The following is a 12572-nucleotide window of genomic DNA, read 5'->3' as shown; positions in this document are numbered from 1 at the left end:
TAAGTTGTATAGCAACATTTTTCATTTTTACCATATGTTACATTAAATTTTCGGCTATTTATTATAAAACCTTAATAGAAAAGCATGAGCAATCCAGCATAAAAAAAGCAGTAGGTTTCCCTACTGCTTTTTCCCTATTATTTTTTAGGTTATTGTAAAACTATTATTTCCATACAGTTTCCTATAGGAGGCATGCTTCTTGTAACTGCACCACCATAATAAGCTACTATCTCAGCGCCTTCTTTTAAATCTTTATAGGATAATTGTTTTTTACTTTTTACATCTATGATTTTTGTATTTTCATTGATGTTAAGCTTTATTACATCATATCCAAATTCTGTAGCTTTCTTGCCTTCTAAAAGGATAGCTCCCCCTTCTTTACCATCAGTTAAGCTAGTTATTTTTCCTTGAGTAGCTAATAAATCTTTCTCTACTTTATCTAAAATAACTATTTTTTCAGGTATATATGCAGTAGTAACAAATCCTTTAAAATCTACAATTCCATCTTTTTTATCAAAATATATTCTTATTTTATTCCATTCTTTTAAATCGCTGATGGATACCTTTTCTCCTTCTCCATTTACTATTTCAGTTTTTTCTGTAATAAAAGTAAATGCAGATTCATCCCTTGATTTTATATATGCGTTCTTTTCATTCTTTTTATCATCTAATTGAATTATACTACCTATATTTTGTTCTACAGTTCCTATACTCTCATTTTCTTGTGAAACTACAATCTTTCTACCATAAGACATAGGTGGAATACCCAAAGTAACAGCAGGGCCATAATAAGCTCTGATTTTCATACCCTCTTTTAAATCAGCCTTAGTTAATTTTTTTCCATCAAATTCATTTATTATTTCGCTTTTATCATTGATAGAAATATTGATATCTTCCATGGAAAGAATTATACCATCTTTAATATCTCTTATACTTAATATTTCTCCTTCCACATTTTTAACAGCGATTTTCACATCTTCATTCTTTATACTAGCGCTAATCGCCACTGGTGCATCATTTTGTTTTTGGTCAGCTGCCGAAACTCCACCTATAGGTAACGTTAAAGCAACACAAGTTAGTAATAGAATTACCTTCTTATTAATCATCAATTTTCCTCCTTTGGATTATTATTCTTATTGACTTATATTTATACTACGAAACAAAAGAAGAAAAAGGAGCATACTTTTAAAATTTTTTTACATTTTTCTACACATATATAAATTTCATAATCTTTCCTAACACCCTTAACCTATTCTCCATCCTAATTCTTCAATTTGATTATACTTAGCATACCATCCTTCTTTTCCTGCTAATTCCTCTGGCGTTCCCATTTCAGCTATTTTTCCCTTTTGAAGAATTATCACCTTATCAGCATCTATTATTCCAGATACTCTATGACTTATAGTTAATATAGTTCTATCTTTAGATATTTCCTTTAACACTTTAAATACCTTTTTTTCTGTTATAAAATCTAAACCTGAGGTCACTTCATCCAGCAATAAAATTGGAGGATTGCATACTATTGCACAAGCAAGAGATAGCAATTGATATTGGCCATTAGAAAGCTGTGTTTCTCCTTCGCCAATTACTGTATCATATCCCTTAGATAGATTTATAATATCGTCGTGTAACCCTACAGCTTTTGCTGCCTTTATTATTTCCTCATCAGTAATAGTTTCATCATACAAGCTTATTGCCTCTTTAATGGTGCCATCATATATCATGATGTTTTGAGGTACTATTCCTATGATCTTACGACGTAAATTTGCGGGAATTTTAAATGGATTAAAATCTCCTATCTTTATAATTCCCTCCTTAACCTCATAAAGCCCTGCCACAAGATTTAATATTGTGCTTTTTCCTGCACCAGTTCTACCTACCAAAGCCACCTTTGTTCCTGGTTCTATATTGAAGGATACGTTTTTCACCACATTTTTTCCATTGCCATAGTCAAAAGATAGATTGTCTAAGCTTATATTAAAATTATAATCACTGATTTTATCTTCATTAAATTCCACAGAAGAATCATTTTCCTCATATCTTATTTCTTCTTCTAACATTTCAAACTCTTCAATTCTCTTTAACCCAGAAATAGCTTCTTGTATTGTTTGAAATTCCATAGCTATGGATTCAATAGGTGCTAGCATCCTTGATACTAAATCAATACTGGCTGCTATTGACCCAACGGTTAATCCTATTGAACCTACTCCATTAGGTGAAGCTATAACTACAATTACAACTATCATCGTAGCTCTTAACAATTGCATTATGCATGGAAATATAGAATCATAGGTACTTGTTTTATGAACTGCATATAAGTTATCATTTAATGGTTTCTGAAACCTATCCACAAATTGTTTTTCCTTACCAAATATCTTTATAGTCCTTATTCCATTAAACAATTCTTGAATGTATCCATTGATTTTACCTACTGCTTTTCTCGCTTCTAATTGAGATTTCAATGTTATTTTATTAAAATAATTTGTTATCACATATATTATTGGAATTAATATTAACACATATAGAGCTAAAGTCGGGCTTAATATATATACAGATATAACAATTCCCAAAGCCTTTAATCCATCAGCTATAATACTTATTACCCCTGAGGTTAAAACTGTTCCTACCGCATCCACATCCGAAGTAAAATAACTCATTGTTGAGCCAACAGAATTATTTGATAAATATGATATAGGAAGCTTTAATAATTTCTTTGCCATATTGTATCTTATATTAGCTAGCATATTTTGGCCTACTATAGCCAAGCTCATCTCACGTACCAAATCAGCCACTGCACTTACTATTACAGCTAACAAATACCAAGTTGCTAACACCCATATACCTTCACTTATTCCCTTTGAAATATGATTATCTATTATATTTCTTAAAATTTGAGGAGGGAGTAGCTGCATTCCAATACCCACAATAATAGCAATTATCAATGAAACTATTGAGAAGGGCTTATTCTTACATGTATCCACAAAGGCATTAAGCACTATTTTATTTTTCCTCACTCTCTTCACCTCCTAAAAATTTTTGTGATTCTACAATCTTGTTATATATACCTTTATCATTAACTAATTCTTCATGGGTTCCTTCTTGTACAACCTTACCCTTATCTAATACCAAAACTTTATCTGTGTATTTGAAGGCATCAAGTCTATGGGAAAATATAAATATGATTTTATCCTTTGCATTTTTACGTAATCCTTCAATTATCTTGGCTTCTGTATTTATATCTACCGCTGAAAATGGGTCATCAAGTATTAGAATTTTAGAGTTTTTATAAAGAGCTCTTGCTAGAGCTATCCTTTGTTTTTGTCCCCCTGAAACCTTGATCCCCTTTTCTCCAACCTGTGTATCTAATCCATGATCAAGTCTTTTGATATCTTCTTTTAACGAAGCTATATCCAATACCTTTTCTAATATGTCCTCTTCTTCCACTCCCCAGGTAATGTTATTTCTAAAACTTTCAGAAAAAAGGAATGAATTATGTCCCATATAGCTAATACTAGAACACTTATCCTCACGAGAAATATTTCGTAATTCCACGCCGTCAAACTTAATACTTCCCTCGTAATCATATAGTCCTGTTAACGCTAATCCTAAGGCACTTTTACCAGAACCAACAGAACCAGTAACTCCAACGATCATTCCTTCTTCTACCTTTAATGATAAATCCTCAATTGCATATTGGTCTGAGGTAGGATATTTAAAAGAAAGTTTTTCTATACTTATTTCCTTTGGATTTAATATTTCATTTTTAAAATTATCTTCAATATTGTTGTCACCTATTAAATTCTTAACTCTTTCCCAAGAAGCCTTAGCCCCTTGTTGAATATTAAACACTTTGGCAGCTGTAGTAGTTCTAGCTGCTAGTGATGTAAACATAGTGATAAAAGCAGTGAAGGTACCAATTGTCCAGTTTCCCATTATAACTTCATTGCTTCCTAAGGCTACAACTAAGATAATACCAATAGTAGCTATTGATGAATATATAGGTCCTAAACCACTCTTTAACACTGATGCTGCAGTAGCCTTATTACTTTGATCCTTTAACTTCTGTTCTAATCTTTCTAATTCAGCCTCTTCTCTTCCATAAAGCCTTAACAGACTAGTTTCTGCAATCATCTTTCTAATTTGAGAGGTTGTTTTAGAATTAGCCTTTCTTGCTAATTTATTCTTAGATTGAACAAAGTTTTTCATAAATTCTGCTAGAAAAATAGATAATGGAATAGGAATTGATGCTATTAAAGTTATTTTAACATCGTAAATCATAAGAGTTACAAAGTAAGCAAGCATAAGCACCCAGGTATCCCATAGTTCAGTGATGGTTTTTCTTACAGCTTCTACTACAATATCTACATCACCAATGGTTGTGGACATCATATCTCCCACCCTTTGCTTTTCAAGGGTATTTAAATCTTTATTAAGCAAGGATTCTGTAATACCAATTCTCATATCCCCACTGATGCGGTTTGCCATATCCCTAACGTAATATCTTTTGAAAAATCTTGCAACTTGAAAAGCTAAAGTTACTAAAATAAATTTAATGCCCGCTCTAAGAATTCCCCAAACATCGCTAGATGAAATAGCTGAATCTAATAGTTTCCCTTGGAAAATGGGTCCTAGCACAATAATTGTATTATAGAGTGTTCCTGAAATTGCTGTAAATATGAATTGTTTATTGTATTTTATAATGTATGATAGCAACTTATCAGAATTTTTGGGAGGAGTAAATTTCGTCCTTATTTGCTTTTTATCCATATATACACCTCTTGATTATTTTTCATTTTTTTCGAATATTTCATCACTAAATTCATTAAAAAGTTCAGTACAAGTTTCTAACATTTCTAAAACTTCTTTTTTCATTTCACAATTAAAATAATCCTTTTTTTCTATTTTTCTTAGCCATTTATTTAATTTATTTAACTCATATTCGTTTTCCTCAATTTCAGCATAGTTATAGTTTTCTTTCTCTCTCTCACTCCTTATTTCCTCAATAAAATTTCTACACCTGCCTATAAGCTCTTTGTAATCAGCTTCTCTTTCACCATTAAAATCATTAATTATATTTTGATTTTTACTCTGGTTGTCTATGTTAGTAATGCAGTTTATTGCTCGTCCATTAATAGAATGTATTTGTTCCTCAAGCTTTTTAAACTCAATTTTAGCCTCCCCTGATTCAGGTAAAACCCAAATTGATTGAAGTACATTTAGTGCACCAATGGATTTTAGTTTTCTCCATACTGCCATTCTATTTTTTTGTGGTTCACGAGGAATTTGATATATAAGAGTTCTCCATTCCATATTATTTGCCTCCTTGCCTATACTAAGCTATAATCGTAACACTGGTTACATGTAATACTGGTTACTTTTATATTAATTCCAAACAAGTATAATGTCAATATTTTACTTTATTCAAAATAGTTTATCACCATACCATTTTTCACTAGAGATTTTTGACATAAAATAAAAAGTTTAATGAGGTAGTAAATTCGATAAAATAAATTATGCCAGCTATGGTTTTAACCATAGCTGGCATTTTAATAATATTTTTAGTTAATTGGTATTACTAATTGTTGTCCTATGAATATCAAATCAATATTTTTAATATTGTTTTCTGCTGCTATTTTCTTATAAGAAATGTTATATTTTTCTCCTATTGAAGATAGGCAGTCTCCTGATTTTACTGTATATATAACCTTTTTATCTGATGGTTTTAATTCAGGCTGAGTTGGCTTAGTTCCTGGTTTAGTTGCAGGCTTAACCCCTGGTGTTAAGTAGTTAGCTTTAACTACTGAAAGCTTTTTAACCTGTCTTAGTTCATTTATTAAAGCATCTCTTATTGGTAAATTAGTATCCTTTAAATTTTTAGCTCCTTTGAAATCATAGTCGTCTCCACCTTCAGCCATAAAGTCATTAGTAACAACTGTATAATATTTGTTCATATCAACCTTTGAACCATCTTTTAAAGTCATTTCATATATTCTATCTCCAAAAGGTTGTTTTAAGTCGTATTTAACTTTTACTCCTGAAATTGCCGCCCATCCTACTGTTTTATTATCTATACCGTTTTCTATAACTCTTTTTAAATCTGATCCTTTTAATTCCATTGTAAATAATGTATTATCAAAAGGCATAAGTTCATATAATTTTCCTACAGTAATATTACCCTTTTCTATTGGGCATCTAAGTCCTCCACCATTTGTAATTGCAATTTGAGCTTTAGCAGTCTTAGCCATTACATCACAAACCCACTCTCCAAGTAATGTAGGACCACCAAATCTATCATGGGTTAAATCCTTATCTGTAGTTCCTACAACTTCATCTAATTTAGATTTTGAAGCATCATCATATTTTTTAGCTATAGCTTTTCCTGCTTCATCCTCTGGTAATGTTTTAACTATTTCTGCCAAATCAATGAAAGTTGGTTCTATACTTGCCTTATTAGTCTTAGTGTTAAATGCTACTTCTAGTTTTACATAAGCTCTACCATTTTTGTATCCTTGAACTACAGGAATTCCATTAACTTTTCCTGATACAGGCATATGTGTGTGTGCAGAAATTATAGCATCTACTCCAGCATTAGCCTTGGCAAGATCTGCTGCTTCCCCTGTAATTTCCCCAGTCTTTTTATCTTGGAAAGAACCTAGATGGGTTAAAGCTATAACCACGTCAGCCTTACCTTCTTTTAACTCTCCACTTCTTAATTTTTTGCTCCATTCTTTTGTAGCTACTATTGGATCTCTAAATTCAATATTTTCTACATTAGTTGGCTTAGTTTTATAAGCTGTTTCAGGAGTTGCCAGTCCAACAAATCCTATCTTTAATCCATCCATTTCTACTATTTTATATGGTTTTGCCCAATTAACTGGCTGTCCTGTTTTTTTATCATATATATTTGATGCTAAGAAATCAAAGCCTGCTTCTTTTGACCATTTTCCTATTCTATCCATGCCCCAGTCAAACTCATGGTTTCCTACTGCCGAGGCAGTTAATCCAATTGATTTTAGCATTTCACTTATTGGAGCTCCATAATTTAAATTAGAAAGAGCTGTACCTTGATATAAATCTCCACCTGATACAACTATGGTATTTTTATTTTCCTTTTTAAAATTATTTATAGCTCCTGCAAATTTAGCTATTCCTATATCTTTTCCTGATTCATTTACTATACCATGATAGTCATTAAAGGATATAACATTTACTGTCTTAGTATTTTTTGCATATTCTAAATCCGCTTCTGTAATTGCTGCCACATTTGGAGTTCTTCCATCTTTAGATAGAGGAATCTTTATTTTACCTTCATTTATTAATTTTACAGTTTCCTCTCTTTTTGTAGAATCCCAATTATTCCCTACAACTTTCCAATTGTTATTCATTTGTGGAGTTATTACTCCCTGCTTTACTTCTTCAATATATTTTCCTATTAAATCTCTTATTGGAGTAGCTCCTACTGCATCCTTTTCTATAACTTTTGGTATATTTCCATCCTTGAATATTCCACCATTAGCATTTAGAAGATGTGAGCTAGCTCTATAATTATTTACTGCTAACTTAAGAGTATCTGTATCTTTTATTGCTGAATCATCCATTTTTCTTAAGTTAACAATTCTATTACCAGGTTCTTTTGAAGCATCTACTTCATACTTAACTCCAGAAAACATATCATAATTATATCCTCTTATGTCTTCATTAAAAGATAGAGTTAAATCTCCTGGTTTGTAAGTATTATAATAACTTGCTGACCATTCCATATAATCTTTTAATTGTTTTCCTGTTACTTCCAATAAGTATAATGTATTGTCATATTTATATATTAATGAAGCATCACTTTTTTTAATTTTACCTTGCTTCATATTAGCGTCTGATCTAAAGGCTGCTGCAGCTGAAACATCAGCTTTTGTATAGTGCATTTGCACTTCGTTTATTAGATTAATCATTGGAGTTTCTTCTATTTGTGAAGTAGGTATACCTTTTACTTCATCCTTTTTAACTAAGTCTCCGCCTTTAAGTTCCCCTATTATTTGGTTGGCATCATCTAAAGCAACTTTATGATATGAGCTTAATTTTTTTTCTAAATCTTTATCTGACTCATAATTTATAGCTTTAGTTTTTGCATCCTCCATCCATATAATTTTAGATGTAACATCTTTAGCTTTATCATTCACTACATATTTTCCATTTTTCTCAGTAAGTTTTATATCTATCTTAGCTATGCTTTGAGCTGCATTTTTATTTTCAACCAATAAAACATTATTATATAAGACTCCCTCAACAGCTTTATGCTCATGTGCAGCAACTATAGCAGCAAGTTCTGGACACGCATTTGCAAGTTCAACTGCTGAAGAGCCTTTATTTCCATACTCTTCTCCCTCTGACATATGAACTACTGCCACCATTACATCTACTTTATTCTTGATTTCAGATATTACTTTTTTAGCTTCCTCTATAGGATCTGTAACTTTATAGCCTTTTAAATTTTCTGAGTCCCATCTTGTTATATTAGGACTAGTCATTCCTATTAGGCCAACTTTTATTCCTGACTTTTCAACGATCTTATAAGGTTCTGCTAATCTCTTTCCATCTGGTCTATAAACGTTTCCACAAAGTACTGATCCCTTGAATTGAGAAGCAACTTTGTCTAGTGTAGGAACACCATAATTAAATTCATGATTTCCTAAAGTCCAAGTGTCATATCCCATTTCATTCATAGCAAAAATCATTGGATGCATTTCATTTTTTAAAAATAAACTAGCTGAGTTATCTTGAATAGTATCTCCAACATCCACCAATATTGTATTAGGATTTTCCTTTTTTAATTCTTTAATTGCCGTAGCAATTTGTGCCATACTACCTGATTTACTTTCTGAGTTAGTAGCATACTCGTATGGTAAAAACTTTCCATGTGTATCACTTGTTGCAAGTATCTGTATGTCTACAGTTTTTCCTGCTGCTAATACATTAAATGGAGTAGCGAAGCTTAATACCATAACTAATGTTATTAACCAAGATGTCCACTTCTTAAATTTAAACTTTTTAAACATAAAACCTCCCCTTCCCTTACTTTTATTATTTTGTAATACCTTGGGAAAATAATGGTATTTATAATATTATTATACATCCTTTACACAATACTGTAAATATGAATTAATCGTGAATATCGATCAACTCTAATCATAAATCCAATATTTAAGCATACAAAAAGCATCCAAACCTTAATTCGGATGCTGTGTATTCTATCCATTAACTCTATACCCTAGTTTTATACCTTAGTTTTATACCCTAACTCTATATCCAACTCCCCACAGCGTTTCAACATACTGTGGCTCTGATGGATTTGATTCGATCTTTTCTCGTATTTTTCTAATATGTACTGTAATTGTAGCATTATCTCCAAGGGAATCAAGACCCCAAATCCTTTCAAAGAGCTCGTCCTTTCCAAATACTCTATTAGGATTTTCAGCCATATGCAATAATAACTCAAATTCTTTTTGTGTTAGATTAACTTCTTTGCCATTTATAAATACCTGTCTTGAGTCTTTAAGTATTTCAAGCCCTCTTATAACAATGCTATTATTATTTGACTTACTACAAAATTTATTTCTCATTCTCTCATAATTTTGAAGATGAGATTTAACTCTGGCAACCAATTCACCTGGACTAAAAGGTTTTGTTATGTAATCATCCGCTCCAAGACTTAACCCCTTTATTTTATCAATTTCTTCTTTTTTAGCGGAAACCATTAAAACTGGTATATCCTTATGTTCATTAATAATTCTTAATATATCAAAACCATCAATCTTAGGAAGCATAACATCAAGAATTATTAAATCATATTTATTTCCCTTTATTTCATTTAAACCACTTACCCCATCCGTACAAATATTCACTTCAAAACCTGATAACTCTAAGTAATCTCTTTGAAGTTCAGCAATACTTAGGTCATCTTCCACTATTAATATTTTTTTCATATGCTTGAAAACCTCCAAATATTAATCTTTTTGCCCCTTATTTCATATTATTTTTCCGAGAGATATCATAATACTTGTGCCTTCATTCCCGTGGCTAACTGCCCATATCCTGCCTTTATGCCCCTCAACAATTTGTTTTGCAATAGCAAGTCCTAACCCACTACCCTTTGCTTCACTTCTTGCAGAATCCGCTCTATAAAATCTATGAAATATTTTATTTATATCATTATTATCAATTCCAGAACCATTATCCCTTATTTCTATTATAATACTTGAGCTTGTTTCTCGTAGATTTAAATTTATTTGCCCCTGCTTTTTATCCATATATTTACGTGAATTTTCTATAGTATTTAAAATAACTCTTCTCATTCTCTCTCTATCCATCATAACATATTTAGAGGTCTTTAAATCATTATTTAAACTTATTTTTATGTTATCCTTTATAAGTTCGGATTCACTTTCACATATACAAAAACTTAAATACTCAACAATATCTATTTTTTCAAAGTTAAAAGGAAGCTGTTTTAAATCCAGCTTTGAGTATAAAAGCAAGTCATCAATCATATGGTCAATATGTTCAGCCTTTGAATAAATGGTTTTTAAATAATTCTCTCTTTTCTCAGGTGTATTTGCCACTCCATCTAAAATTCCCTCTACATAACCTTTTATTGATGTTATTGGTGTCTTTAGGTCATGGGAAATACTAGATACAAGTACTTTACGATTATCATCATACTTCGTTTTCATAACTATAGAATCTTTAAGTTGTACTCTCATAACCTCAAAGCCATGACACAATTCCCTTATCTCCTGGTCACCATCTTCAATAATCTCACAATCTAAGTTTCCATTACTGATTTCAGTTGTAGCTTCTTTTAAAAACTTAATAGGTTTTATTATTCTCTCTGAAAAAAGGTAGGACATAATTATGTTAGTTACTATAAAAGATATTATATAAACCACAATAGCGATAACCACAAGTTTATTAAATACATTTGTTTCTTCTCCTATAGGAGCTAACAATATTATATTTCCAGTCCTGTTTCCTTCTAAGTTTAAGTCTATAGCTTCAATCATATAACAAATACCATTAATTACTATCCTTTTTTCTAGGATATTTCCCTTTAATACTTCCATAGTTTTTTCTATATCTATTTTGTTAATATCCTTAGGGCTAGCTATAATCTTATGCCCTTTAACAATTATGAATTTACCATCTAAATCTGAAAGCTTATATGATAAATCATCTTGAAATTTAGTGTCTTCAATGTCTTTAATATTTTGTTTTAATATATCATTTCTAATATCTACAAGCTCAGTCCTTACAATCATCCCATCTTTAAAACCATCATAGTCAGGCTCCTTGTGAAAAACCTTTGAAGAAACAAATAAAAAACTAAACATGAATATAATGGTAATGATAAGTGGCACTATAGCCGTTATTGTATTAGATATTATTAGTCGTTTTTTTATATCCATTTTTTCACCTTAAAAATCTTTTTTATCAAATAAATAATACCCTAGTGTAAAGAGTAATATTCCATAACTGCCCATCATCATAAGCTGACGGAAAATCTTTAGGAATGGAAAACTGCTCATTATCCACAAATTATACCACCTAAACATGGATGTGAAAAGTATCCCTGAGTATTGTGAAAAAATAACCTCCATTACTTTAAACACACTAAAAACAAGAACTGATAAAAAAAACACACCTATTCCACTTCTTAGAATGTTAGTAAACACTGTGACTAGCAATACTAAGACCATCATAGGAAGTATAGTAACTATATAGGATATAATTATTCTCATCATTCCTTGCAGAGTAAAAGAGTTTGCATTAAAAATAACCCCTACAATAGTTGAAAAAATCATTACAAACAAAAGATTAATCAATATAAAAAACATTATAGCTACTATTTTAGCAGTAAAAAACTTCAATCTTGTAATGGGTCTTGTAATTGCAATCTTCATAGTGTTTTGAGAAAATTCCCCCGAAAAACTATCTATGGTAATAAATGTAGCAAAAAGTGGTAATATACTATTCACTAGCATGGATAGTACTAATATTGGAAACTCCATGCTAGAGGTTCCCCTTAATCCAAAGCCACTTCTTAATCCAGTAATAGTAAGTTGTCCTATTACAATGAAAATCAATGATATTATTGCTGCCACTAAAATCTTCTTCTTTTTATATAACTTTTCAACTTCATTAATCACAGCAGCCTTAAATTCTACCATTTCGTTCCACCTCGCTTATAAAGTAGTTTTCCAGTGAAGCATAATTATTTAATATGTTTTTAGTTGTATCCACATTAAGCATTCTTCCATTATAAAGAACTCCTATCTTACTACAGGTAAGCTCAACATCATGAATAAGATGGCTTGATATAAAAAATGTTGTCTTCTCTTCTTTTGCAAGATTTTTTATAAGATTTCTCATATCAATCATTCCCTCAACATCTAGTCCATTTAAAGGCTCGTCTAAAATAACAATTTCAGGTCTGGATAGAATCGCCCCTGCAATTCCAAGCCTCTGCTTCATTCCAAGGGAAAACTTTCTTGTTTTTTCATCTTTAAACCTTAGTATCCCTG

The 12572-nt window shown here is 31.0% G+C and carries 9 protein-coding genes; all 9 read right to left on the bottom strand.

What is annotated here, in order from left to right; translation table 11 throughout:
• Positions 1–149 precede the first annotated feature (149 nt).
• Positions 150–1106: a hypothetical protein gene (locus tag RYO54_RS17700; protein ID WP_315121766.1), complete on the bottom strand. Its 957-nt coding sequence runs from the start codon at positions 1104–1106 to the stop codon at positions 150–152.
• Positions 1107–1244: 138 nt separating this feature from the next.
• Positions 1245–3014 carry an ABC transporter ATP-binding protein gene (locus RYO54_RS17695; protein WP_315121764.1) on the bottom strand — a complete coding sequence of 590 codons (1770 nt, stop codon included), beginning with the start codon at positions 3012–3014 and terminating at the stop codon, positions 1245–1247.
• Positions 3001–4767: an ABC transporter ATP-binding protein gene (locus RYO54_RS17690; RefSeq protein WP_315121762.1), complete on the bottom strand. Its 1767-nt coding sequence runs from the start codon at positions 4765–4767 to the stop codon at positions 3001–3003. Before RYO54_RS17690 ends, RYO54_RS17695 begins: the two co-directional genes overlap by 14 nt.
• Before the next feature lie 15 nt (positions 4768–4782).
• A complete protein-coding gene (locus RYO54_RS17685; protein ID WP_315121760.1) occupies positions 4783–5310 on the bottom strand; it encodes a Chromate resistance protein ChrB in 528 nt (175 codons plus the stop codon).
• Between the two features lie 248 nt (positions 5311–5558).
• A complete protein-coding gene (locus RYO54_RS17680; RefSeq protein ID WP_315121757.1) occupies positions 5559–9050 on the bottom strand; it encodes a 5'-nucleotidase C-terminal domain-containing protein in 3492 nt (1163 codons plus the stop codon).
• Between the two features lie 231 nt (positions 9051–9281).
• Complete coding sequence (locus tag RYO54_RS17675; protein WP_315121755.1) at positions 9282–9977, bottom strand: response regulator transcription factor; 696 nt, start codon at positions 9975–9977, stop codon at positions 9282–9284.
• 42 nt (positions 9978–10019) lie between these two features.
• Positions 10020–11456 carry a HAMP domain-containing sensor histidine kinase gene (locus RYO54_RS17670; RefSeq protein ID WP_315121753.1) on the bottom strand — a complete coding sequence of 479 codons (1437 nt, stop codon included), beginning with the start codon at positions 11454–11456 and terminating at the stop codon, positions 10020–10022.
• Between the two features lie 9 nt (positions 11457–11465).
• The gene (locus RYO54_RS17665) at positions 11466–12218 is read right to left on the bottom strand and encodes an ABC transporter permease (RefSeq protein ID WP_315121751.1); all 753 of its coding nucleotides are present in this window, start codon (positions 12216–12218) and stop codon (positions 11466–11468) included.
• A partial coding sequence (locus RYO54_RS17660; RefSeq protein ID WP_315121749.1) for an ATP-binding cassette domain-containing protein occupies positions 12205–12572 on the bottom strand: 368 nt, incomplete at its 5' end. The genes RYO54_RS17665 and RYO54_RS17660, both read right to left, overlap by 14 nt.

Source organism: uncultured Clostridium sp. (assembly GCF_963515715.1).
GTDB lineage: Bacteria > Bacillota > Clostridia > Clostridiales > Clostridiaceae > Clostridium_AW.
The sequence above is the reverse complement of the archived record's forward strand: the minus strand, read 5'-3'. Positions and strand labels throughout refer to the sequence as shown.

Excerpts from the sequence above, each read along its gene's own strand:
- RYO54_RS17690 (WP_315121762.1), bottom strand. The coding sequence starts at position 4,767 with ATGGATAAAAAGCAAATAAGGACGAAATTTACTCCTCCCAAAAATTCT.
- RYO54_RS17700 (WP_315121766.1), bottom strand. The coding sequence starts at position 1,106 with ATGATTAATAAGAAGGTAATTCTATTACTAACTTGTGTTGCTTTAACG.
- RYO54_RS17665 (WP_315121751.1), bottom strand. The coding sequence starts at position 12,218 with ATGGTAGAATTTAAGGCTGCTGTGATTAATGAAGTTGAAAAGTTATAT.
- RYO54_RS17670 (WP_315121753.1), bottom strand. The coding sequence starts at position 11,456 with ATGGATATAAAAAAACGACTAATAATATCTAATACAATAACGGCTATA.
- RYO54_RS17680 (WP_315121757.1), bottom strand. The coding sequence starts at position 9,050 with ATGTTTAAAAAGTTTAAATTTAAGAAGTGGACATCTTGGTTAATAACA.
- RYO54_RS17675 (WP_315121755.1), bottom strand. The coding sequence starts at position 9,977 with ATGAAAAAAATATTAATAGTGGAAGATGACCTAAGTATTGCTGAACTT.
- RYO54_RS17685 (WP_315121760.1), bottom strand. The coding sequence starts at position 5,310 with ATGGAATGGAGAACTCTTATATATCAAATTCCTCGTGAACCACAAAAA.